Raw genomic sequence first — 22,542 nt, forward strand, 5'->3', positions numbered from 1 at the left:
AGAACCATATATGAACACAGAGAAAGCGTTAGTGGTATTCAGCGGAGGTCAAGATAGTACAACGTGTTTATTTTGGGCAAAGAAAGCATTTAAAGAAGTAGAAGCAGTGACATTTAACTATGGTCAGAGACATGTTGCGGAACTGGACTGTGCACGCGAGATTGCAGAGGACCTGAATGTGCCTCATCATGTATTGGATATGAGTTTATTGAACCAACTTGCACCAAGTGCATTGACAAGGGCAGATGAAGAAATCACACAGGCAGAAGGGGAATTGCCTTCTACCTTTGTGCCGGGAAGAAACCTAATATTCTTGTCATTTGCAGGGATTCTGGCAAAGCAGATTGGTGCGAAACATATCGTGACAGGTGTTTGCGAAACCGATTTTAGCGGCTATCCGGACTGCAGGGACATGTTTGTTAAATCGTTGAATGTATCTCTCAATCTGTCCATGGATGATCAATTTGTCATTCATACACCCCTTATGTGGATCAATAAAGCAGAAACGTGGGAAATGGCAGATGATCTAGGGGCTTTTAAATATATCCAGGAAAATACCCTTACGTGTTACAACGGGTTGAAGGGCAGCGGTTGTGGCGAATGTCCAGCATGTGAACTTAGACAAAAGGGATTAGAAGAGTATGTAAACGATAAAAAAGGGGGAGAGGGTCTATGATCCAACAGATTTATCCGACTCCCGATCATCCTTATGAATTTGAATTAAATAAAGATATGCATTTTGCAGCAGCGCACTTTATTCCGCATGCTGATGCTGGAAGTTGTCAGGAAGTGCATGGTCATACCTACTTCGCCAATATTACAATTGGAGGGGATCAACTCGATGATTCTGGATTCCTTATTAATTTCCAGCACATCAAAAAACTGATCCATAAACGATTTGATCATACCATCATCAATCAGGATGAAAGATTTTCTCCCGAGAGAGGTACTGAATTTCCTACAACTGAAGTAGTGGCAAAGGTTATGTGGGAAATCATCCAGGATCATTTGGACACACTTCCTCACCGTCCCCGATGTGTTCAGGTGTTTTTAAGAGAGACTCCTACCAGCTATGTCATTTACAGACCAAAGGGGAGACAGGAATGAAGAAGATACCGGTTCTAGAAGTGTTCGGTCCTACCATTCAAGGTGAAGGGATGGTCATCGGGCAAAAAACAATGTTCGTCCGGACTGCCGGCTGTGATTATAGCTGTGCCTGGTGTGATTCAGCCTTTACATGGGATGGATCTGCGAAAGAAGACATAGAGCTAATGACAGCTGAAGATGTGTGGGATAGACTGAGAGTTATTGGAGAAAATCGATTTTCTCATGTAACGATCTCAGGAGGGAATCCAGCTCTGTTGGCTAATCTTAAAGCGCTGATCGACATATTGAAGAAAAATGGAATTGAAACAGCTCTTGAAACCCAAGGGAGCCGCTGGCAGGATTGGTTTTATGATATTAGCGATCTTACCCTTTCCCCAAAGCCGCCAAGCTCCGGCATGAATACCGACTACGAAAAGCTTGACCTAATCATTCATCGGTTACAAGATCATGGTTCGCAATTCAGCTTGAAAGTGGTTGTCTTCGATGAAAAGGATTTGGAATATGCAACAGGTATACACCATCGCTATCCTTCCGTCCCATTTTATATTCAAACAGGAAACCCTTCGGTAACGGAAGGAGACACAGATAAACTGGTGTCCGAACTGCTCATGGATTATGAAACACTCATAGAAAAAGTATGTAGTAGAGAAGAATTAAATAATGTACGGGTACTTCCGCAACTTCATACTCTAATATGGGGAAATAAGCGCGGAGTATAGGGGAAAAAGCGATTGATAGTATTGAAATCAATCGCTTTTTTTTGTGGACATGCTAGGAACTTCTCCCATCTTTTCCCTGATTCCTGCTCATTTGCCCTTCAATATAAGAAAGTTCATCCTGTTCATCCTTGCCTTCTTCGTTCTTTCCAAGAGCGATAAGGGGAAGAGTGTTCTGAGCAGGCATTATGTGGTCGCTTATATCATCGAAATCAGGGTGACTTTTGCTATTGATATCCCTTCGGTCAGTCATATCAGCACCTCCTTTTCTTAGTATGTATTGGCCCGTCAATTCTACTCAGATTTTATAATGCGTTGTCCTGTAAGAGGGTGTGGCGACATTTTTTATTAGTGTATGTAAAAAAAGTCGGCTATTGTTCGATATAAGAAGAGAGGGCAATAATTATGGAAGGGCGAAGACAATTGAACCAATCAAACGGAATACTTCTTGAAAGTGGAACGAATGAACTCGAAATTGTTGAATTCGAAGTTCAAAACAATAAATTTGGTATTAATGTGATTAAAGTGAAGGAGATTATACAGCCGACGACGGTCATACCGATTCCCCATTCCCACCCGCACGTCAAGGGACTCGTCCAATTGAGAGGCGAGGTACTGCCGGTTGTTGATATGGCCAGGGTACTCGGTGTTGAAGAAGAGGAAACGGAGAAGTCCAAGTACATTGTTGCTGAGTTCAATCAGCAGAAGGTTATCTTTCATGTACATAATGTCACCCAGATTCATCGTATTTCCTGGAATCAGATTGAAAAACCTTCTGAAATGTATTCAGGGGGGCATTCAGGAATTATTGGTGTAATCAAGCGGAATGACTCGATGATTCTACTATTGGATTTTGAGAGTATTATGCTTGAAATAAATCCTGAGACAGGAATACGGGTTGACCAGGTAAAGAAATTAGGACGGCGGGAGAGAAGAAATAAGAAGATTGTTGCTGCGGAGGACTCACCCTTACTTCGAAAACTTTTGAATGACACATTAATGGAAGCAGGGTATGACGACGTAGAGTTCTTTGAAAATGGGGCGGATGCCTATCAATATCTGGAGTCACTTGGTGAGGAGTCCGTTGACGTCACAGATTCTGTACAACTTGTACTGACTGATATTGAAATGCCGCAGATGGATGGTCATCATTTGACGAAGCGCATCAAAGAGAATCCCAAGCTCCATGCACTCCCTGTCATCATATTCTCATCCCTTATTACAAAGGATTTAAGACATAAAGGAGAAATGGTCGGGGCTGAGGATCAAATCAGCAAACCTGAGATCGCAGAGCTAATTCTAAAGATCGATCATTATATCCTATGATTGTTTAAAACAAAAGAAGGGTTCTGACAATAGTCAAAACCCTTTAGAAGATATATGCGTTACAGTACTAAAATCAATGGGTATTAAAAGAAGCTATCTCCCAATTTTTTAAATACAGGCTTTTGATACTGGTTTTTTCCACTCTTCCGTATCTGATCACTCTGATCGGACATTCCTGTATATTGTTCGAGGATTCTTTTAGCCTGTTGTAAACCCATTTTGCATTTCGGATTTCTCAAGCTTTCATCGAGTGAACCCAGGTGTGGAAGTTCTTTGAAGTCTTCCTTTGTTGGTGGGAGATGAAAGGTGTATTCTCCGCAATCAACTAAGACATCAGATTGTTGCTGACTATTCCTTGGATTTTTAGAGAAGTGAAGCCCAACTTTCTTCGCCTTACCTTCCAGGATCATTTTCATTAAGGCACGTTTTTTTAATGAATATAAGTATTTTGGGTTTCCTGCTGTTTTCGCATGACGGTTGACAGTGAAAATAGCTTGAGAGAGGGTACTGACGGATGTGGAAGAAGGGGTGGGATTACTAGTGTTTCTCAAGATATCTGCTCCTTTCTAATATTCTCATTTCTATTATACCCTCTTTTCCTGGGATTGGAAAGGGGACGGGGTATCATTTTCGGATAATGACATGCATAAATGACTGTATGGGTTTATGTGATAGATGCGGTGGACTTTATAGAGAAGACGTCATTAAGGCTCTACCTAAATAATGTAAAAGTTACATTTTCAGGTGAGCCTTGTTGTTATTTTCCGGGGTATATATTGATATTCTCCGTAAGATTATACGGTGAGGATTGATAATTGTTAACACCATAGGGTTGTGGATATCCTCCAGGATAAGGGTATCCTCCGTATGGCGGATAAGGCGGGTAGCATGCAGGACCGTAGCATGGTCTATTGAACAGTAAAGGGCTTATGGCCAAACCTGCTAATCCACCTGCTAAAAATGGTAATCCAAAGAATGGGAAGAAACGCTGATCTCCTCCTCTATATGGTGGATAGCCTCTATATGGGTAATATGATTGTCGATACATAAATGAAAAAACCTCCTCTCTCTATATTTAGTCTATGGTTCATGTTCAATCTGTGCGCCTGTCTTAAATTTATTGGGCATGAGGAATGGATAGGGTATGCGGCATGTACTAGGAATCAGAAAAAAGCATTTATACACGAATGCAGGAAAATAATGTATGGACCCGTGAGTGGAATCAGTATGCAGGTTGCAGATAAATATATGAGTACAAAAGGATGAAGAATCCATGGAATGGACAGACAGTAACGTCATTATCAGTCAAGGTCATGACAGTGTGTTGATGGAAACTATTTTAGAGCATATACACGATATGATATTTATTATGAAGGTGGAAGAAGGAAAAGAATTCAGATATGTATACGTCAATGAATCAGCAAGGAGGTATACGTCAATCCAGCAGGAAGACATGGGGCTTTTTTTGGAGGAAGTGATAGCTGGAGAATTGGCATTGGAATTAAAGAAGAGATATTTGCAACTGGTCAAAACCGGAGAATGTATAAGCTATCAGGATTCCTTTAATGTGAATGGTGAAAAGGTAGTGAATGAATCCATCCTGACACCAATCATGGATGAAAGAGGGCAAGTGGGTTATGTCGTTGCGATTACAAGAGATATAACCCCTTCAATTGAAGAAAAGATGAAATTAGAGAAAGCGAAGGAGCGATACCAGTCCATCATCGAACATAATCTCGATGCCATCTTTATATTGGACTCGCATGGAATCATTAAGGGTTCAAATGCAGCCTGCTGCTCACTTTCCGGATATTCAAAGGAAAAGTTAATGAACATGAATATCTATGAGTTATTCAGCCCTCAGAATAGTAAAGTCTTGGGGGAATCCCTTTTTCAAGCATTATCTGGGGTTCCGTCTTCTATCGATTATTGTCTTCTGGTGAGTGAAGAGGGAGAAGAAAAGATCACCAGGTTAAAAATGGTCCCTATTGTCATTCAAGAAAAGTGTGACGGATGCTATATCATCGCAAAGGATATGACCACTCATCATGAACAAAGTAAAATCATCCATTATATGGCCCTTCATGATCAGCTAACAGGTATATGGAATAGAAAGGCACTTGATGATCACATCCCCCTCATCATTCACAATATGGAAGAAAGAGGAGTTGAGCTTTCTTTATTATACCTCGATTTAGACCGATTTAAATTTGTGAACGATACGCTGGGGCTGAAGGAGGGAGACAGGTTTCTTAAAAAGATCACCGAGCGTCTCTGCACCTTGACGAATGAAGAGTGCTTGTTGTACAGGCAAGGAGGAGATGAATTTATCTTCCTATTGAAAAATAGTAGTTTTGAAGATACAAAGACAAAGGCAGAAGAGATACTGGCATTGTTCTTCAATCCTTTTACAATAGAGAATCAGGAATTCTATATATCGCCTTCTATCGGAATCAGCCGTTACCCTACTGATGGTTACGACTCCAATTCCCTGATTCAAAAAGCGGCACAGGCTCTATTTGAGGTGAAGGAAAAAGGACGTGCCCACTATCGTTTTTATCAAACCCATATGAAGTCAAGTTTTCCTAATTATATTATTATGGAGTCGCACTTGAGAAAAGCGATAGAGAAAGGTGAGTTATACGTTCATTATCAGCCACAGGTCAATTTATCGACAGGTACCACTGACAGTTTCGAAGCGTTGATTCGGTGGAATAATCGTAAGTTTGGATTCGTGTCACCATCACAGTTTATCCCATTGGCAGAAGAAACGGGTTTGATTCATCAAATAGGCGAATGGGTTTTAGAGCAGGTGTGTATACAATTGTTGAAATGGAGAAACAAGGGGTATAGTTCGGTGAGAGTGGCAATCAACATTTCTCCAAAGCAATTCCTGCAAGAACATTTAGTAGAAACGATTGATTTTTATTTGAAAACGTATACTATACCTGCTTCCTGCATAGAAATTGAAATTACGGAGGGAGCAATGCAAGATACGCAACAAACATTAAAAATGCTGAAGAACCTTAAAGATCTTGGAGTGTTTATTTCAGTGGACGACTTTGGTACGGGTTACTCTTCACTTCACTATTTGAAACGTTTTCCCATTGATATCTTGAAAATCGACCAATCCTTCGTAAAAGAGATCGGGATGAACCAGAAGGATTCTGCCATTACAACGACCATCATACACCTTGCACATAGTCTGGGACTTGAAGTCATTGCCGAGGGAGTCGAGCAGGAGGTTCAGGTCGACTTCTTGAAGGAAGCAAAGTGCCAGAAGGCCCAAGGTTATTTCTTTAGTAAGCCGATAGGCGCAAAGGAAATCGAAGAAAAACAATTTGTCCTTATGTAATGAAACAGAAGCGATTTTCATGAACATTAAACCATATATGAACAACAGAGGTTCTTACTGAATGTTTGACAGAGTAATTCCTATGACTTATTTTAAAAAGAGGAGAGTAAAAGATTCATATAATATCGGAGTATGAGCTCTTTATATGAATCAAGGTTCCGAATGCTCTGCAAAGGAGAGGGATTATGAAAAAGAGAAAACGTATGGAAATCCTCTTTCTCCCTACCGAAAGAGGAACGGTTAAAGTGTATGTATTCGGCTTTAAATCTCCTCGATCTTTAGGTCAGGTAGTTGTTTCATATAATGATGTTTCTGTTGAAGCAAAAGGATATAAAAGAAATAAGACGATCATCAAAGCCTTAGCCCAGCTACATGATCTCATCGTGAATAATCCGGACAGTTAGCTTTTTGGACTGATTTTTAGAAGATGCCATTTTCTTAAAAATCAGTCTTTTTTTATGTAATGATGGTTGTAACACCTTTTTATATGATAATATATGAGTGAGTATTCATTCATTAATAAGGGGGATTACATATGGGAGAAGAGCAAGTAGTCATTGTAACAGGCGGATCAAATGGTATGGGGAAATATATGGCAAAACACTTCGTGGAATCGGGTGCAAGTGTTGTCGTCACAGGGAGGAATGAAGAACGGCTTCAGTCAGTGAAAGAAGAGTTTTCATCTCTTAAAGGAAATATCGAGGTCTTTCAAATGGATGTGAGGGAGCAGGAACATGTGAAGGCCATGGTCGAGTTCACGTCAGAAAAATTCGGTAAAATCGACGTGCTTATTAACAATGCTGCAGGAAACTTTATTTGTCCTGTAGAAAAGCTAACTCCTAATGGATGGAAGTCCGTCATAGACATCGTTCTAAATGGAACTTTCCTATGTTCACATGCCGTCGGTAACTATTGGATCGAAAATGATCAAAAGGGATCGATCATCAACATGGTTGCCACATATGCTTGGAATGCCGGGGCAGGTGTCGCTCATTCGGCAGCTGCCAAAGCAGGTGTTCTATCATTGACGAGGACTCTTGCCGTTGAATGGGGACATAAATACGGTATACGTACAAATGCGATTGCACCGGGACCTATTGAACGAACGGGAGGAGCAGAAAAACTTTGGATTTCAGACGAAGCAGCCAAAAGAACCATCGACAGTGTCCCTTTAAAACGTTTGGGGACACCTGAAGAAATCGCTGGTCTTGCCTTTTTCCTCGCCTCGGAAAAAGCAGCCTATATTAACGGTGAATGCATTACCATGGATGGAGGCCAATGGCTGAACCCCTTTCCCTTTTAATCATCAAATGTAAGAGTATTATGAGTTCAACTTGATAAAGCCTTCCCTTCTCATGTCTAAGCGGCAGAGCAGGGAAGGCTTTTTAAATTTTACAGGTCCCCTTAATAGATGTGTTATAATTATGCAAAAACATGAGTGATGGTGGGGGAGTGCGAATGGATGCATTAGAGATATTAACCAATATAGAAAAAGTGATTCCGTACTTTCAACCGATCTTCAGTGCGGATGAACATAAAATCATCGGATACGAAGTGCTGGGGAGAATGGATACAGGGAATGGTTCCGTTGAAAGTCTCGGCCCATTCTTTGGGGATGAAGAGATACCTGATGAATATAAGATTGAAGTGGATGAGCGTGTCACCCGTATGGCCCTGGAGAAATTTCTGGAAGAGGATCAGGAAGGTTACATATTTCTTAACCGCGATGCAAGATTACTTATGCATGACCACGGTGAGTCCTTCCTTGAGTTGCTCCTCGATTATGAAAAGAAAGGATTGGACTTGAATCGGACTGTCATTGAACTTTCCGAAAAATCCTTTGTAGGAGACTTTGATCAATTGGTTCATCTCCTCCTCTATTACAAAACATATGGAATCAAGATCGCAATCGATAATATAGGAGGTAACAGTGGTCAACTGGATAGGCTCTCCCACTATTCACCGGATATTCTAAAAGTGGATCTGTATCAATTACGCAATGATGCGGGGAACAGAGTGTATAAAGATATTTTATATAGTTTATCCATGCTTGCACGAAAGATTGGTGCATCCCTTTTATTCGAGAACATCGAAATCAACTATCAGCTTCAGTTTGCTTGGCTGAATGGGGGAAGATATTATCAGGGCTTTTATCTAAAGCATCCGTCTGACTCTTTCCTAGAACCGGATCTCTTAAAGGAAAAGCTCAAAGAAAAATGTCAGGACTATATCCGATATGAAAAGAAGCATCTAGAAGCAGGTTATGAATTTGCGGAAGTCCTCCATAAAGAAATCAGTCAAACATTGATGATCTTAAAGAAACAAACTGAAGTGTTCGATGAGCTTTTATTTGATCTGGCCATGCATTTTACTGATAAATGCTTTCGTTTGTATATATGCGATGAAAACGGGTTCCAGGTAACGAGTAATGTGGTGAAGATCGATCAAAAATGGATGGTCGAACCAAGGTACAAAGGCAAGAATTGGAGCTGGCGTCCATACTTTCTGGAAAATATCATTCGAATGAGGATCAATAAAAAAGGATTATTGTCTGATATTTACAGTGACATCGATTCAGGCGAATCGATCCGCACATATTCCTACCCATTTGGAAATGATCATTATCTTTTTATGGATCTCTCATATGACTTTTTATTTGAAGAGGACGGTTTGCTTTTTTAACATGGTTTCCCGGTGACTCATCTTACGCTTGACCTCTGATCAAGCCGCCAGCGCTTTTCGATTGTCCAGCTGCGGCGGCTAGAGGCTCGAGGTCATAAGCTAAATGGACCAAGAAGGCAAAGAACGCCTTCGGGGCCCATTCATCTTTTGATTGTCGCCCCAGTGCAAGCCCCTTCTGCTTTTCTTGTATAGCTCTGACTTGTTAGGACAAATTATCCTTAACTACATTTTGTAAGGAGGGCTATAATGAGTGTATTTATGATTGTGCTTGCCTTGATTGTGTTGGCACTAGCCGGTTATTCTCTTGTATATACCTATAGGTTGGCCGGTCAGGAGAAGAGGTTGAAAGGTGATTTTGACACAGATATTCCCGACGTTGTAAAGGAACACCCGTACATTCGCAATCCGGTGTTTTTGTCTATTCTTATAGGGACCATCCTGATCGCCTTATTCATTATTTATTGGTCTATTCGCTACTTAGCATAATATACCTGGGATGTTGCATGAAATTCATGCAACATTCTTTTTTTGGTTAAATGTTCCACAAAAAGGGTGTTTAACCGTCATGATCAGGGGGAAATTTACAACCAAACCAAAAAATATGTCAGTCATTGTAACAATTTAACGAGTGAATGGTACCCAATCGACATTTTTCCGTTGCTACAATAATTTCATCCAATGATTAAGGGAGGGGAAGCACGTGAAAAAGAAAAAGGTATGGTTATTATTATTAATAGTAGGTCTCATTACAGCGGCTTCTGGACAAGTCAGTCAGACAGAGGCATCAGAGTTCACAAAGAATAATGCAGTGAATCTTGTAAGAGACGCCTTTCATACACAAGTGTCATTAGGTGAACAACCCCAGTCGAAAAAGCAGATCGAAACAAAGCTGTCAAAATACCTTACAGAGGGACTTACAACAAGCTTTATGGATGAAAATCTATATGAGATAGACGGTGGCTTTATTACATTCGGATCTGATTTTGCCTCGCATTATATACCATTTTTTCAGTATGATGAATCTACCAGAGCTGAATACATAGATGGAAAATGGTATGTCTATGAAGAAAGAAAGAATCAGGGAGAAGGTCCTTATTCAACCAATAGTGGAATTGAAGCTGTAGTATTAAGTGAAGAAGAAGGCGCATGGAAGGTTTCATCTATCACTTATGATTTACCTGAAGGTGTTCAATCCAGATAACAAAGTAAAAGTTGGCCATTAGCCCTGATGCTATTAATCTCAGGGCTAATGGCCAACTTTTTTGTGGTAACTCCAGTTAATCAATGTTCAAAGCAGCTGTCAGTGCTTCCAAATCAAAGCCTGTAATGACCTCAGGACCGATGGTTATCGTAGGGGTGGAGTAGGACTTCAATTGGGTAATAAGATACTTTCTAGCTTGTTCGTCTTTCTTTATGTTAAGTTCTTTATATTTCACGTTATGTTCATTCAGAAACATTTTAACCACTTCACATGGTGGGCATTCTGGTTGTGAATACAGAGTGACTTCCTTCATGATGAATGATCTCCTTTATGTCGTTTGTTTAAATAATCCACGATCCCCATTGCCGAAACATTCATATCAAGCTGCAATAATCGGAAAACAGGGTTGTCGGGATCGATTCCTTTTTGAACCAATTCATTGCTTGTCAGTTCGAATAACAGAGTAGTGATCGTTCTTATATTCTCCTCCATTGTAACATGTGCGGAGTACTTGCCCTCACTTTTTTTCATAAATAGATCCAGCCACTTTTCTACTTCAGATAGAGCAAAAGATACTTCTTCCGTCACACCATAATGACCGAAATACAATCGGTCGAGGTTAAGGCTTCTATACATTGAGATAGAATTTCTCATCTGTTCAGGATCGAATTGATTCGGAGAGGTAGAAGGGAAATAAAAACGCTTCGAACCAATGGTATATTGTATTCCACATGTGTCACCTGTAAACATTCCATTTGAAGCGGAATCATATATGCTGATGTGATGATTGGCGTGTCCCGGAGTATGATAAAACGTCAACGTACATCTCTCAGAAAGACTTAGCTGCTCTTCATTTGCCATTACAATGATTCGATCTTCAGGTATTGGAACAATCGGATGGAATAGTTCTTCAAATTTATCTCCATAAACCGCTTTAGCGCCTGTTATCAAACGAGTAGGATCGATTAAATGACGCTTTCCTTTTGGGTGGACGATAATCCTTGCATTTGGGCATTCTTTCAGAAAAAGACCTGCACCTCCGGCATGATCCAAATGGATGTGAGTCAAAATTATGTATTGAATATCTTCAGGATTAATGTTTAACTTAGAGAGACCTTTTTTTAGATGAGGTATGGAAGGACTGGCGGATGTTTCGATAACGGTCAATGCCTCTTCGTTCAAAATATAACTACCTGTGCGTTCCTTTAATGATAAGTCCATGAGATCAACTAATGATATTTGGGAATCTATACGGTAAATACTCATCGAATCAATCCTTTCCCTGGAAGAGAATACTTGCACCCTTTCATTATAAAGGAAATTTGATTGAAAAAGGACAAAACATTAGATTTAACAGGATAGAATCTGGTACAATGCAAAAGCTATGACCAAGAATTAGATCAGGAAAGGAGAGAGTGATTATGTCTCAGCTTCTTGGAATTATACAAAGATTAAAATCATTGCAAGAACAAGGTGAACAAGGGGAAACTCAACAACGATTCTTCGAATACAATGGAAAAAAAATCTGTGAGGTAAAGTATTTACCCAAGCAGGATACATTTGAAATCGAAGTCATGAATGAAAAAGGAAACAGCTTTCCTTTCGATAACATAGACATTACAGCTATAGAGATATTTGAACTTCTTCAAGAAGCACAACAGGATTAATGCATGCAAAAGGTAACCAATCGGTTATCTTTTTTAGTCTTTGAACCGATCCTTAAAGCATACATTTTTCTTCCAATATGTTAAAATGTAGAGTGTCTACATCTTTGGAAGATACGGGGCGGTACAATTCTTATTTTTATAAATGAGGGGTTATACATGATTTCATTGAGTAGCAAGGAGTTATTAGAAACGAATATTAAGGATTTCATTATTCCTTCTGAGAAGGTAGCTCATGTGCAGGTAGGAAATTCCCTGGAACATGCGTTGCTATTACTTACAAAAAGTGGTTACTCAGCCATCCCTGTCCTCGATCCAACGTTTCGTTTTCAGGGCTTGATCAGTTCAAGTTTAATCACTGATTCAATACTTGGCCTCGAACGCTTTGAATTTGAGAAACTTGAAGCAAAAAAGGTAGAAGAAGTCATGACTGCAGATTTTCCGATTGTCTCCTTACAATCAGACTTCAAGAAGGCTTTGGAATTATTGGTCGATCACCCATTTTTATGCGTGGTGTCAGACGATGGCTATTTCGAGGGCATCATGACAAGGAGAGTAGTGTTAAAGCAGCTTCAACGACAGCTGTTTAAAAGGGACTAAACCCTTTAAAGCAGTTAAATAAGTTCACTAACTAAGAGGGTGACATCGTTGTCATCCTCTTTGCTTTTCTTACTCAGAAGAATATGTTCTTTCCGAGTTGAAGAATGAGGATGAAAGTCAAAACATTTAAAAGGATGTGTAAATGTTTCAAAGAGAGCCTTGATGCCAGTCTGACTGCCAATTGAGCCCCCAGCAGAGCTCCTAATGCAAATGGGATGGCGACGTTCCATTCTACATGACCATTATGAAAATAAACAGTGAATGCTGCGAAACAGCTGACAAAGGTTTGAAAACGGGTAAGTGCAACGGATTTCAAATAAGACAGACCATGAAGTAAATGAGTGTACATAAGCATGGTTGCCTGGCCAGGTCCGAATAAACCATCATACGTACTGATGACGTACAAATATCCGTATGCCTTATGGTAATTCTTGATATGTTCCTTAGGCTTCAAACCCTTGAAAAGACTTAATAACAAGGCAGTGAGAAGGAAGAAGAATGCCATCCATTCAAGCATGGATGGGGGAATCTTATCTGACAGAAAAGCCCCCGAAAGTCCCCCTGCCAGAGCAATAGGTAGAATCGGCAAACATTCCTTCCACGTTACTTTCCGGTCCTTTACTAAATACACAAAGCTCGAAAATGAACTGATGATATTTGAAAATTTGGCGGTCGCAATGGCCGTATGAATAGGCAATCCGATAATAAGCATGACCGGCATGCCTATCAGCCCACCACTTCCAGCCAGAGTACCTATAAGTGCAACAACCAAGCCAGTGAAAAATAAAATCACTTCCACAGATACTTCACCTCTTTTCCATCTACTCACAGTGTATTCCATTCCGACTAATAATGAAATTTTATATAAGTTAAGATATAATATAAGAAAAACTTATGGAGGTGAAGGATATGGCATTCTCGGAATACCAACTGCTCCACGTACTTGCACAGGAAATGAATATGAGGAAAGCAGCGGAACGGTTATTCGTATCTCAACCTGCTCTCTCCCAAAGACTGCAGACGATCGAAAAAGAGTGGGGGACAAAACTATTTCTCCGTTCACAAAAAGGTCTGTCCATGACCCCAGCAGGAGAACTTGTTGTGAAACTGGCAGATGAAATGCTTCAGAAGGAAGAGAGTGTAAAGGAGCGCATACAAGCTCTTGAATTTGAGGTGCACGGAACATTGAAGATTGCCTGCGCATCGATTGTGGGTCAAAATTGGCTTCCCAAGGTACTTAAACGCTTTGTTGAGACCTATCCTCACGCAAAGATCTCTTTAATGACGGGATGGAGCAGTGAAATTCTTAAAGCGATCTATGAAGATGAAGTCCATATAGGGATCATTAGGGGGACTCCGGATTGGAAGGGGCCGAAGCACCATTTATTCCAAGACACGCTGTACTTGGTGGATAGAGAGATTCAAACCATCGATGAGGTGATGAAAACAGACCGGCCGTTTATTCAATTCAAGAGTGACTCCAATTATTATCAGGAAATACAGGACTGGTGGCATCGTCAATTCCAGACAACCCCTAAACGGACGATCGTGGTGGATCAAATTGAAACATGTAAGCAGATGACGTTAAACGGAATCGGCTATGCCATCCTGCCTGCCATCACGTTAGATGGTATGGAAGAGGATATTTATAAGATTCCGCTGATCGATGAGCATGATTCACTTATCCATCGTGATACCTGGTTACTCGGATACGAATCTGCCTTTCAATTACGACAAGTGGAAGCCTTTGTAGAAGTTGTAAACGAATTCATACATGAAAACTCATAGGATTTGCGTTTATGGGTTGTCTTCCACCCTTTAATCTGATAAAGTAATTCAAGAAATGAATTCTGAATTTATACATAATTACGGAGGGAATTCTTATGAACATGATGGATGCAAACGAAATTATTTCTTTTATTCAAAATAGTACAAAATCAACTCCTGTGAAGGTTTATGTGAAAGGGAATCTGGACAGTATCGATTTCGGCTCATCCCAGACTTTCCTTCAAGGAACTTCGGGTGTGGTTTTTGGAGAATGGAGCGAGCTTTCAACTATCCTTGAAGAAAATAAAGATAAAATCGAAGACTACGTAGTAGAAAATGATCGTCGCAATTCTGCGATTCCTCTTCTTGATCTAAAAGGGGTGAAAGCACGTATTGAACCAGGTGCCATCATTCGTGACCAGGTGGAAATCGGTGACAATGCAGTCATCATGATGGGTGCGATGATCAATATCGGTTCAGTTGTAGGAGAAGGAACAATGATCGATATGAATGTAGTACTTGGGGGACGTGCAACAGTCGGAAAGAATTGCCACATTGGAGCGGGCGCTGTGCTTGCCGGAGTCATCGAACCGCCATCTGCGAAACCGGTTGTCATTGAGGATGATGTCGTCATTGGTGCCAATGCAGTAGTACTTGAAGGAGTAACGGTCGGAAAAGGGGCTGTCGTTGCAGCAGGTGCGATTGTCGTTGATGACGTGGCTCCTTACACGGTTGTTGCGGGAACTCCGGCAAAGAAACTGAAAGACATTGATGACAAGACCAAATCAAAAACGGAAATTAAACAAGAATTGCGTCAACTGTAATTCAACCATATCAAGATCAAAGAGGGAACGGGCGGCTGGCGTCTGTTCTTTTCTTGTAATCCCCTTTCTTCACAATCTAATTCATTATAGGAGGATACCCATGTCAACCGTTGATTTTAAGTCGATAAGGAGAGATCTCCACAGAATTCCGGAACTTGGATTCAAGGAATACAAGACACAGAAATACTTATTGGATTACGTATCCGGCCTCCCTGCTGACAGATTAGAGGTCAAACCCTGGAAAACAGGTCTTTTCATTAAGGTTCATGGCACCAATCCTTCAAAGTTGATCGGCTACAGAGGAGACATTGATGGTCTTCCGATCAAGGAAGAAACAGGGTTGGATTTTCCTTCAACACATGAAGGGAGGATGCATGCGTGCGGACATGACTTTCACATGAGTATTGAATTGGGGGTTCTGACCCATTTTGTAGATCATCCGATAGAAGATGATCTCCTTTTCATCTTCCAACCGGCAGAAGAAGGACCTGGAGGTGCGGAACCGATGCTTCAAAGTGATATCATGAAGGAATGGATGCCCGATTGCATATTTGCCTTACATATTGCCCCGGAATATGAAGTGGGGACAATTGCCGTCAAGGAGGGACTGCTCTTTGCCAATACATCTGAATTATTTATTGACTTTAAAGGAAAAGGCGGGCATGCTGCTTATCCCCATCAAACGAAGGATATGATTGTCGTGGCCTCATCCTTTGTCACGCAAATGCAGTCAATCGTCTCCCGCAACGTCGATCCCTTGGACAGTGCAGTCATCACTGTAGGAAAGATGGAAAGTGGCACAGTTCAGAATGTCATTGCAGAAACCGCAAGACTCGAAGGAACGATCCGTACGCTTTCCAAACAATCTATGGCAAGCGTGAAAAAGCGTTTAGAATCGTTGATCGAAGGAATGAAAATCAGCTATGACTGTGACATTGATGTGAATTATGGAAGCATGTATCATCAAGTTTACAACAATCCAGGCTGGACAAAACACTTTATGTCTTTTTTAAAGGAAACGAACAGAAACCTTGTCATTTGTAAAGAGGCTATGACTGGTGAAGACTTTGGTTACATGCTTGAAGAAATACCCGGTTTTATGTTCTGGCTGGGTGTCGACTCCCCTTATGGACTTCACCATAGCAAATTAAATCCCAAAGAAGAAGCAATCGACTTTGCCATCACACTACTGACGGATTATATCAGTACAGTATAATCTCAATGTGAACCACGTTAAGGGTGGGAACATTCTAACCACACAATTTGTTCATATTAAAAACAATAAAAAATCCGAACGAATTCGATTTTCATAAATGAATCTCGAATGATCGTTCGGATTTTTTTGTAAACATTTGTCCTACCTAATTCAACATAGTCAGTCGATCGTAGCGGAAATCAACCGACACTCGATTCGATCATAATCAAAAAAAATCATAAAAAGAACTCTAAAAATACTATTTATGTAAAAAAGCCCTTGAGATTATGTGTGGATAGTGTAATATTACACTTGAGAGAACTGGTCGAAAAAGGAAAAAGAAGATAGAAAAAAAGAAACTTTTTCCTATTTCATTTCGTCTATGTTCAAGAGAGATAGAGAAAGGGAGAGGGGAATGCATGTGACTAGGTTGGCAAAAGCAATATTTGTCACGTTCTTAGGCGTCTTGATGTTTCTGTTAATACAGGACACAACACTAGCCGAAGGACAAATGAAAATTTCAGTGGAAGAAGGAATTGACGGAAAAGTAAAAGAAGGTCGAGGCTTTCCTATTACAGTGAAGGTTGAAAATACAGGTTCCGATTTCAAAGGCGATCTATTATTTGATTATGCACCATCTTATCAAACCGGAGGAGCAAGGGCATTGTCCATAGACGTCCCTGCCGATTCAGAACGTACATACACATTTTCCATTCCCGGCTTTAACGATGAGATCAGACACAATTCAAATCTTCAGACCATTCATCTGTTTGAGGGATCATGGGAAAACGGAAAAGAAGTGAAATTTAAAGGAGATAAACGTTTAACACCTAATTTCATTTATAGCAACAATACGACAATCGGACTATTAAGTGAAAACCCCGATCGATTAAAAGGTATCAAAGGTTCTACCATGGGAGGAAATACGGTTGAGACATTGACTCTTACCAAAGAGACTTTCCCTGAAGAAAAGAACGGATTACAAATGCTTGATTATATTGTCATTGACCAGTTCAATCTGACTGAACTCAAGGGGACCCAGCAGAGGATTCTTATGAGCTGGGTTAAAAATGGAGGAGTATTAATGGTTGGTGCCTCGCCTCATCAGGAAGATACATTGGGTCCATTATCGGATATGGTCCCTCTTACATTGAATGAGGAAGGAACGCTTTCTGATACCTCTTCCTTTAATGTGAAGAAAAGCATTAACCCTTCTTTCAGTTCTTTACCCATTTTAAAAGGTAAGGTGAACCCAGATGCTGAAGTGATCGTTGAGCAGAATGATATCCCTTTAGTCGCAATGAATGCCAAAGGGTTGGGGGAAGTATGGCAAACATCCTTTTCACTGGGGGATCCCGTCTTGAACGGATGGGAACATTATGATGAATGGTTTGCAAACATGTTGTCAAAAACCGAACCGTACTTCCTGCTTGGGCAGCAAAATGGCGATCAAAGCTTTTTGGAAAGAATTTATTATGAAGTAGCGGATAGCAATGAACTCTTTCCATCGACAAACTTTAAAGTCAGTACTTTAGTTATTATTCTAATCATTTATTTGATTGTCATTGTGCCGCTGTTATATTTTGCATTAAGAAAATTAGATAAACGTGAACAGGCATGGTGGATCATCCCTGCCATTTCCATCCTTGTCTCTACAGGAATCTTCGTTACAGGAGCCAAAGACAGAATCTCTAAGCCGCATCTGAACCAAATGAACATATTAAAAGTAGAAGATGATCAAAGCGTTCACGGCATTTCAGCATTTACAGCCCTTTCGAATTCCGGTGGAGACTATGATTTTGTATCTGATAAGAACCAACTGGAGCTGACACCGGCTAGGATAAGGAATAACCCGGGTGGAGGGAGCCAATACCAGTTTGCTGTAGAAGAACTAAGTAATGATAAAAGAAAGATCACGTTCAGGGATGTAGAGTACTGGTCGACAAGGACAGTTCTTGGTACAAGTGAAAAGAATAAACTGGGAAGCTTTGTTCCTGAATTAGTATTAAAGGATAAAACGGTTACAGGGACCATTCTGAATGATTTCCCATACGACTTTACAGATGTATATATTTGGTCAGGCTCCCGCATCTATCGGGTGGGTGAAGTGAAGGCTGGGGAAAGCCTTAAAATCGATAAGAAGCTTTCAACCGATTATTTGTCTTCACCGATCGGAAATCCTAATATGGCGGCACCTTTCCCGAATCAACAAAGCATAAAACAACAAAAAAAGGAACGATTGGAAAACTTCGCAGCACAGATGATCTCATCCGATAATGAAAGTAATTCGCCGGTCATATTTGGATATACCGAAGCCAGCATCTTTGAGATGAGCATCAAGGATAAAGAATCAAAATCCGATAATTTCTCGCTACTTTATCAACACTTTCCTTCACTTGGGAATTATAAAGGCGCATTTACGCTTCGCAGTGAGCAACTTGATCTTGATGTTAAACCGCTGAGTGGGCAAATCATCGAGCATTATTCTCCTAATGGCGCTGATGAAATAGGAATCGAGGATGGTACATATGAAATGACCATTCAGCTCCCTAAACAGATCGATCTTACCAAGGTCAATCTACATTCCTTGAATATGACGCTTCATACCGGAGGGGTCCTTCAATTCTCACTTGTCGACCCGCAAACGGAAGAGAAGATAAACCTGGAAGAGACATCAGCGAACTCAATTGAAGTAAAGGAAAAAATGAAAGATTATTTGAATGACAATGGAGAAATCGTTTTCGAATTCGAAAAACGCTCACAAGGGGATCCATTTGTTCGCCTTCCTTCCATTGTGCTGAAAGGGGAGGTTCAACCATGATTGAAATTCAAAATTTATCGAAACGTTATGGGTCATTCCTTGCTTTGGATAATCTGAATTTATCCATCGAAAAAGGAACAGTATTCGGATTTGTCGGTCAGAATGGAGCAGGGAAATCTACGACGTTTTCTATACTTGCGACACTTCTTGCCCCCACAGCTGGAACCGCTACGGTGAATGGATTCAATATCAGCCATGAGCCTAAATTGGTCCGGAGACAAATTGGATATATGCCCGACTTCTTCGGTGTGTATGATCAATTGAAAGCAGAGGAATATCTTGATTTCTACGGTGCCAGCTACAAAATCCCTGCTGCCCAAAGAAAAAAGCTCATTCCGCAGCTATTGGAACTGGTCAATCTCTCTCATAAAAAAGATTCCTATGTGGACCTTTTATCAAGGGGGATGAAGCAGCGACTCTGTCTGGCAAGATGCCTTATCCATGATCCGGAGGTCCTAATCCTTGATGAACCGGCTTCGGGTCTTGATCCGAGGGCGAGGGTCGAGATGAGGGAAATCCTTAAGGAATTGAAAAAGATGGGGAAAACCATCCTGATTTCCTCCCATATCCTTCCCGAGCTTGCTGAAATGTGTGATGAAATAGGAGTCATCGATAATGGGAAACTTGTTGCACATGGTTCTGTATCGGACATTCAATTTCAACTTCAGGCAGATAAGCTGATTGTGGTGAAAGTGAGGGGGCTTGTTGAAAGTGCGGCTACATTTTTTGAAGACGATCCTTTTGTTTCCAAGATCGAAGTGAACGAAGAAAGCAAGACCCTTCAGTTCCTTTATAAGGGAGAAGAAACAGGGCAGATTGAATTACTGAAGAAAGCCATCTTAAATGACATTCCCATTCTGAGCTTCAAAGAAACAGAAACAAACTTGGAGGATGTCTTTATGGAGATAACGAAAGGAGTGACCCTTTCATGAGATCATTATTCATCAATCCCATGTTAAATAAAGAATTCAAGCTCCGGTTCCGTTCATTTAAAGCGTTCATCGGGATGCTGTGCTACTTGATTGCCGTAGGTATTGTCGTCATCGGGTTCATCTATATGCAAACCCGGTTTTCAAATACGGGCTATTTTCGACCTGAAGAGAGCAGGGTGATGTTTATGATTCTCTCATTCTTGCAGCTTGCGCTCGTACTATTCATTACCCCCGGTCTGACTGGTGGTGTCATCAGCGGTGAAAGGGAGAAACAAACGTTGAGTATGTTGTTAACGACAGAACAAAGTTCCATGAGCATAATTTTGAGTAAGCTCGTTTCGTCCGTTTCCTATTTACTCTTACTAGTCATATCAAGCTTGCCGCTTTATAGTTTTGTTTTCTTATTCGGGGGCGTATCCCCTTCAGATTTATTCACCGTGTTTGGGTACAGCTTATTTCTCGTGTTCACCTTTGGTTCAATGGGAGTGTTTTATTCAACTGTAATCCGTAAAACCATTGTATCCATGGTGACAACCTATGCAACGGTACTGTTTCTCGTAGGGGGGACGTTGTTTCTCTTCATGCTTTCTATGACAATGGGGAACGGACCATACCAGAATCAGACCACTCCTGTCCCTTACCTTATTGCGATGTTCAACCCTGCCATTGTCATCATGGGGCATTTTGAACCGATGGCAATTGAAGAAATCTATACACGAAGTGGAATCAAGTTTCCGCTTTGGATCTCATTCCTGAGTATATATACAGTATTTGCTGTAATATCTCTGTCCCTGAGCATTTTGAAGCTAAGACCGAGTATGAAGGTGAAGAGCACTAAATAGAGGGTGAGAAAATGGACTCGAATCAATTTTTTCAATTACTTAAGCAAATAAGGAAAAAGCTTTTGATCAACGAATGTTGGAATTCTCTCCAGCTCCTGCTTGTCTATGCAGGAGCCTTTGCTCTATTCGTCATCACTCTCGCATCGATCATCGCCATTCCGTATTGGGATAGAATCCTTTGGAGCGGGATCACCCTTATATTTATCGCCGGTGGAATGGTGACTTTCAATAGAAGGCCGACCTTAAAGGATAGCGCCTTGTTCTATGACCGGTTCATTGAAGATAATCGTGTGACTGCAGCTTTTAGCAGTCTTCAAAGTGATCATCCTTTATCACCATTGGTCACCCGGGATGCCCTGGAGAGAATGCTAAGGGCTTTTCCAGAAATCAAGGGATATCGGAAAAAGATTATGCGGCCGAAATGGCTGATGACTACGCTATCACTCGTTCTTTTATCCTTTCTGATTTACACTCAACGCGATGCCACTTTTCAACAAGCAAACCAAATGGAGCGGGAAAGGGAGATCATCGCTCAGTCAGACAAACGTATAACGGAACAGGCGAAAAAGAAAGGAAATGCCGCTATTAAAGAAAGACTGCTAAAGGAAAACGAAGAGTTGAAGGATAAGAAGAAGGCGGCAGAGAGATACAAAGAAATCAACAAAGTCGTAAAGGAACTGGATCTTAAGAAGAAAAAGGTGGAGAAACAAAATGCCAAGCTGCTCGAAGTGAAACATGATCTGGATCGTTTAAACTTACCCACTATAAAAAAGGCCCTAGAAGATGCTGACGGTAAACTGATGAAATCATTGAATAAGCTGTCAGAACAACAGAAAGATGAACTGATGAAAGCATTGAAAGATCAAGGTATTGACTCACCTGAAGAATTAGCAGACCTGTTGAATGAAACCAGGGGATCAGAGGGGATGAGTCAACTGGCTAAACTTCAAGAAGAGATGCAAAAAGAAGCAGAGCTTTTACAGAAAGCCATCGGGGAAAGTGGTACGACGACAGATCCCGGAACAGTGGCTCAAAAGCCTTCTTCGCATCAAAAAGGATCATCGTCTTCCAGTCAACCAAACACCGCTTCGACTACAAATCAAAAGCCATCTACTGCAAATGGGGGGCAGGGAAGCGGAACACAAAATTCTACGGGACAAAGTGGAAATGGATCCGGTGCCGGTGGAGGCAATGGCAGCGGGAAAGGAGCTGCAGGCAATGGGAATGGTGCGGGAAGTGGTCAGGGTTCCAGGGAAATGCTCTCAGTACCTGAAAAGATTTCTGGAAAGAATTCTGTAGAACTTGATTCAGGAGAATTAGGGAAAGGTGAACGGGGAGATCAGTTCGAGACCGATGGTCCGGTCCAAAAAGGTTCCTTGCGATCTTATGAAGAAGTCTATCAAGAGTACTATTCTTCATATCGGAATGGTGCAAGTCGAGCGACCATTCCAAAAGATTTAGAACATATTATAGAGTCCTATTTTAGTGAAATAGATCCGGGAGAGTGAAA

At 40.9% G+C, this 22,542-nt stretch carries 25 protein-coding genes; 19 read left to right on the forward strand and 6 right to left on the reverse strand.

The features are described from left to right. The first annotated feature begins 10 nt into the window (after positions 1 to 10). From queC to queE, 3 genes are read left to right on the forward strand one after another with little or no spacing between them, the layout of a single operon-like run. Complete coding sequence (gene queC, locus SLH55_RS05420; protein ID WP_219169213.1) at positions 11 to 676, forward strand: 7-cyano-7-deazaguanine synthase QueC; 666 nt, start codon at positions 11 to 13, stop codon at positions 674 to 676. Continuing rightward, entirely contained in the window at positions 673 to 1,107 is a 435-nt protein-coding gene (gene queD, locus SLH55_RS05425; RefSeq protein WP_219169211.1) for a 6-carboxytetrahydropterin synthase QueD, read from the forward strand. The genes queC and queD overlap by 4 nt, the downstream gene beginning before the upstream one ends. Beyond that, entirely contained in the window at positions 1,104 to 1,826 is a 723-nt protein-coding gene (gene queE, locus SLH55_RS05430; RefSeq protein ID WP_219169210.1) for a 7-carboxy-7-deazaguanine synthase QueE, read from the forward strand. The genes queD and queE overlap by 4 nt, the downstream gene beginning before the upstream one ends. A 52-nt stretch (positions 1,827 to 1,878) precedes the next feature. Here the strand turns inward: queE and SLH55_RS05435 are convergent, their stop codons facing one another. Continuing rightward, positions 1,879 to 2,076: a hypothetical protein gene (locus tag SLH55_RS05435; protein ID WP_219169208.1), complete on the reverse strand. Its 198-nt coding sequence runs from the start codon at positions 2,074 to 2,076 to the stop codon at positions 1,879 to 1,881. 152 nt (positions 2,077 to 2,228) lie between these two features. Between SLH55_RS05435 and SLH55_RS05440 the strand changes: the two genes are divergently transcribed. After that, complete coding sequence (locus SLH55_RS05440; protein WP_320322893.1) at positions 2,229 to 3,149, forward strand: chemotaxis protein; 921 nt, start codon at positions 2,229 to 2,231, stop codon at positions 3,147 to 3,149. Between the two features lie 83 nt (positions 3,150 to 3,232). On the opposite strand, the gene SLH55_RS05445 is transcribed toward SLH55_RS05440, so the two are convergent. Together SLH55_RS05445 and SLH55_RS05450 are read right to left on the reverse strand one after the other, a co-directional pair. Further along, the gene (locus tag SLH55_RS05445) at positions 3,233 to 3,700 is read right to left on the reverse strand and encodes a YkyB family protein (protein ID WP_219169204.1); all 468 of its coding nucleotides are present in this window, start codon (positions 3,698 to 3,700) and stop codon (positions 3,233 to 3,235) included. Between the two features lie 206 nt (positions 3,701 to 3,906). Further along, a complete protein-coding gene (locus tag SLH55_RS05450; protein ID WP_219169202.1) occupies positions 3,907 to 4,197 on the reverse strand; it encodes a hypothetical protein in 291 nt (96 codons plus the stop codon). A 225-nt stretch (positions 4,198 to 4,422) separates the two neighbouring features. Between SLH55_RS05450 and SLH55_RS05455 the strand changes: the two genes are divergently transcribed. The 6 genes from SLH55_RS05455 to SLH55_RS05480 all read left to right on the forward strand — a co-directional run bounded on the left by SLH55_RS05455 (position 4,423) and on the right by SLH55_RS05480 (position 10,387). Then, the gene (locus SLH55_RS05455; protein WP_219169199.1) at positions 4,423 to 6,504 is read left to right on the forward strand and encodes an EAL domain-containing protein; all 2,082 of its coding nucleotides are present in this window, start codon (positions 4,423 to 4,425) and stop codon (positions 6,502 to 6,504) included. Between the two features lie 185 nt (positions 6,505 to 6,689). Further along, positions 6,690 to 6,908 carry a hypothetical protein gene (locus SLH55_RS05460; RefSeq protein WP_219169196.1) on the forward strand — a complete coding sequence of 73 codons (219 nt, stop codon included), beginning with the start codon at positions 6,690 to 6,692 and terminating at the stop codon, positions 6,906 to 6,908. A 131-nt stretch (positions 6,909 to 7,039) separates the two neighbouring features. Then, positions 7,040 to 7,807 carry a 2,4-dienoyl-CoA reductase gene (gene fadH, locus SLH55_RS05465; protein WP_219169194.1) on the forward strand — a complete coding sequence of 256 codons (768 nt, stop codon included), beginning with the start codon at positions 7,040 to 7,042 and terminating at the stop codon, positions 7,805 to 7,807. A gap of 155 nt (positions 7,808 to 7,962) precedes the next feature. Continuing rightward, a complete protein-coding gene (locus tag SLH55_RS05470) occupies positions 7,963 to 9,186 on the forward strand; it encodes an EAL domain-containing protein (RefSeq protein ID WP_219169192.1) in 1,224 nt (407 codons plus the stop codon). 246 nt (positions 9,187 to 9,432) lie between these two features. Further along, a complete protein-coding gene (locus SLH55_RS05475; RefSeq protein ID WP_257475128.1) occupies positions 9,433 to 9,672 on the forward strand; it encodes a hypothetical protein in 240 nt (79 codons plus the stop codon). Between the two features lie 214 nt (positions 9,673 to 9,886). Then, positions 9,887 to 10,387, forward strand: a complete 501-nt coding sequence (locus SLH55_RS05480; RefSeq protein ID WP_219169190.1) for a DUF3993 domain-containing protein — start codon at positions 9,887 to 9,889, stop codon at positions 10,385 to 10,387. 76 nt (positions 10,388 to 10,463) lie between these two features. Here SLH55_RS05480 and SLH55_RS05485 read toward each other — a convergent pair whose 3' ends face one another. Next, a complete protein-coding gene (locus SLH55_RS05485; RefSeq protein WP_219169188.1) occupies positions 10,464 to 10,700 on the reverse strand; it encodes a glutaredoxin domain-containing protein in 237 nt (78 codons plus the stop codon). Beyond that, a complete protein-coding gene (locus SLH55_RS05490; RefSeq protein ID WP_219169186.1) occupies positions 10,697 to 11,653 on the reverse strand; it encodes an MBL fold metallo-hydrolase in 957 nt (318 codons plus the stop codon). The genes SLH55_RS05485 and SLH55_RS05490 overlap by 4 nt, the downstream gene beginning before the upstream one ends. Before the next feature lie 155 nt (positions 11,654 to 11,808). On the opposite strand from SLH55_RS05490, the gene SLH55_RS05495 reads away from it, so the two are divergent. Together SLH55_RS05495 and cbpB are read left to right on the forward strand one after the other, a co-directional pair. Next, positions 11,809 to 12,054 (forward strand): YkuJ family protein, encoded by a 246-nt coding sequence (locus SLH55_RS05495; protein WP_034756109.1) that lies wholly within the window; start codon positions 11,809 to 11,811, stop codon positions 12,052 to 12,054. A 156-nt stretch (positions 12,055 to 12,210) separates the two neighbouring features. Then, positions 12,211 to 12,651 (forward strand): cyclic-di-AMP-binding protein CbpB, encoded by a 441-nt coding sequence (cbpB, locus tag SLH55_RS05500; RefSeq protein WP_219169184.1) that lies wholly within the window; start codon positions 12,211 to 12,213, stop codon positions 12,649 to 12,651. Positions 12,652 to 12,724: 73 nt separating this feature from the next. On the opposite strand, the gene SLH55_RS05505 is transcribed toward cbpB, so the two are convergent. Beyond that, a complete protein-coding gene (locus SLH55_RS05505; RefSeq protein WP_308807576.1) occupies positions 12,725 to 13,450 on the reverse strand; it encodes a sulfite exporter TauE/SafE family protein in 726 nt (241 codons plus the stop codon). A 110-nt stretch (positions 13,451 to 13,560) separates the two neighbouring features. Here SLH55_RS05505 and SLH55_RS05510 point away from each other — a divergent pair, with 110 nt between their 5' ends. The 7 genes from SLH55_RS05510 to SLH55_RS05540 all read left to right on the forward strand — a co-directional run bounded on the left by SLH55_RS05510 (position 13,561) and on the right by SLH55_RS05540 (position 22,540). Beyond that, the gene (locus tag SLH55_RS05510) at positions 13,561 to 14,439 is read left to right on the forward strand and encodes a LysR family transcriptional regulator (protein WP_219169180.1); all 879 of its coding nucleotides are present in this window, start codon (positions 13,561 to 13,563) and stop codon (positions 14,437 to 14,439) included. Positions 14,440 to 14,534: 95 nt separating this feature from the next. Further along, positions 14,535 to 15,242, forward strand: a complete 708-nt coding sequence (gene dapD / locus SLH55_RS05515) for a 2,3,4,5-tetrahydropyridine-2,6-dicarboxylate N-acetyltransferase (protein ID WP_219169178.1) — start codon at positions 14,535 to 14,537, stop codon at positions 15,240 to 15,242. A gap of 100 nt (positions 15,243 to 15,342) precedes the next feature. After that, positions 15,343 to 16,458 carry an N-acetyldiaminopimelate deacetylase gene (locus SLH55_RS05520; protein ID WP_320322894.1) on the forward strand — a complete coding sequence of 372 codons (1,116 nt, stop codon included), beginning with the start codon at positions 15,343 to 15,345 and terminating at the stop codon, positions 16,456 to 16,458. 400 nt (positions 16,459 to 16,858) lie between these two features. Further along, on the forward strand, positions 16,859 to 19,258 hold the full coding sequence (locus SLH55_RS05525; RefSeq protein WP_320322895.1) for a hypothetical protein: 2,400 nt from the start codon (positions 16,859 to 16,861) through the stop codon (positions 19,256 to 19,258). Further along, positions 19,255 to 20,190 (forward strand): ABC transporter ATP-binding protein, encoded by a 936-nt coding sequence (locus SLH55_RS05530; RefSeq protein WP_320322896.1) that lies wholly within the window; start codon positions 19,255 to 19,257, stop codon positions 20,188 to 20,190. Before SLH55_RS05525 ends, SLH55_RS05530 begins: the two co-directional genes overlap by 4 nt. Then, positions 20,187 to 21,032, forward strand: a complete 846-nt coding sequence (locus SLH55_RS05535) for an ABC transporter permease (protein ID WP_320322897.1) — start codon at positions 20,187 to 20,189, stop codon at positions 21,030 to 21,032. The genes SLH55_RS05530 and SLH55_RS05535 overlap by 4 nt, the downstream gene beginning before the upstream one ends. Positions 21,033 to 21,043: 11 nt before the next feature. After that, on the forward strand, positions 21,044 to 22,540 hold the full coding sequence (locus SLH55_RS05540; protein WP_219169168.1) for a hypothetical protein: 1,497 nt from the start codon (positions 21,044 to 21,046) through the stop codon (positions 22,538 to 22,540). Positions 22,541 to 22,542 lie beyond the last annotated feature (2 nt).

Source organism: Rossellomorea sp. YZS02, from assembly GCF_033963925.1.
Lineage (GTDB): Bacteria > Bacillota > Bacilli > Bacillales > Bacillaceae_B > Rossellomorea.

Bases quoted from the DNA above. Each gene is read 5' to 3' on its own strand.
- queC (WP_219169213.1), top strand. From the start codon at position 11: ATGAACACAGAGAAAGCGTTAGTGGTATTCAGCGGAGGTCAAGATAGT.
- queD (WP_219169211.1), top strand. From the start codon at position 673: ATGATCCAACAGATTTATCCGACTCCCGATCATCCTTATGAATTTGAA.
- queE (WP_219169210.1), top strand. From the start codon at position 1,104: ATGAAGAAGATACCGGTTCTAGAAGTGTTCGGTCCTACCATTCAAGGT.
- SLH55_RS05435 (WP_219169208.1), bottom strand. From the start codon at position 2,076: ATGACTGACCGAAGGGATATCAATAGCAAAAGTCACCCTGATTTCGAT.
- SLH55_RS05440 (WP_320322893.1), top strand. From the start codon at position 2,229: ATGGAAGGGCGAAGACAATTGAACCAATCAAACGGAATACTTCTTGAA.
- SLH55_RS05450 (WP_219169202.1), bottom strand. From the start codon at position 4,197: ATGTATCGACAATCATATTACCCATATAGAGGCTATCCACCATATAGA.
- SLH55_RS05455 (WP_219169199.1), top strand. From the start codon at position 4,423: ATGGAATGGACAGACAGTAACGTCATTATCAGTCAAGGTCATGACAGT.
- SLH55_RS05460 (WP_219169196.1), top strand. From the start codon at position 6,690: ATGAAAAAGAGAAAACGTATGGAAATCCTCTTTCTCCCTACCGAAAGA.
- fadH (WP_219169194.1), top strand. From the start codon at position 7,040: ATGGGAGAAGAGCAAGTAGTCATTGTAACAGGCGGATCAAATGGTATG.
- SLH55_RS05470 (WP_219169192.1), top strand. From the start codon at position 7,963: ATGGATGCATTAGAGATATTAACCAATATAGAAAAAGTGATTCCGTAC.
- SLH55_RS05475 (WP_257475128.1), top strand. From the start codon at position 9,433: ATGAGTGTATTTATGATTGTGCTTGCCTTGATTGTGTTGGCACTAGCC.
- SLH55_RS05485 (WP_219169188.1), bottom strand. From the start codon at position 10,700: ATGAAGGAAGTCACTCTGTATTCACAACCAGAATGCCCACCATGTGAA.
- SLH55_RS05490 (WP_219169186.1), bottom strand. From the start codon at position 11,653: ATGAGTATTTACCGTATAGATTCCCAAATATCATTAGTTGATCTCATG.
- SLH55_RS05495 (WP_034756109.1), top strand. From the start codon at position 11,809: ATGTCTCAGCTTCTTGGAATTATACAAAGATTAAAATCATTGCAAGAA.
- cbpB (WP_219169184.1), top strand. From the start codon at position 12,211: ATGATTTCATTGAGTAGCAAGGAGTTATTAGAAACGAATATTAAGGAT.
- SLH55_RS05510 (WP_219169180.1), top strand. From the start codon at position 13,561: ATGGCATTCTCGGAATACCAACTGCTCCACGTACTTGCACAGGAAATG.
- dapD (WP_219169178.1), top strand. From the start codon at position 14,535: ATGAACATGATGGATGCAAACGAAATTATTTCTTTTATTCAAAATAGT.
- SLH55_RS05520 (WP_320322894.1), top strand. From the start codon at position 15,343: ATGTCAACCGTTGATTTTAAGTCGATAAGGAGAGATCTCCACAGAATT.
- SLH55_RS05530 (WP_320322896.1), top strand. From the start codon at position 19,255: ATGATTGAAATTCAAAATTTATCGAAACGTTATGGGTCATTCCTTGCT.
- SLH55_RS05535 (WP_320322897.1), top strand. From the start codon at position 20,187: ATGAGATCATTATTCATCAATCCCATGTTAAATAAAGAATTCAAGCTC.
- SLH55_RS05540 (WP_219169168.1), top strand. From the start codon at position 21,044: ATGGACTCGAATCAATTTTTTCAATTACTTAAGCAAATAAGGAAAAAG.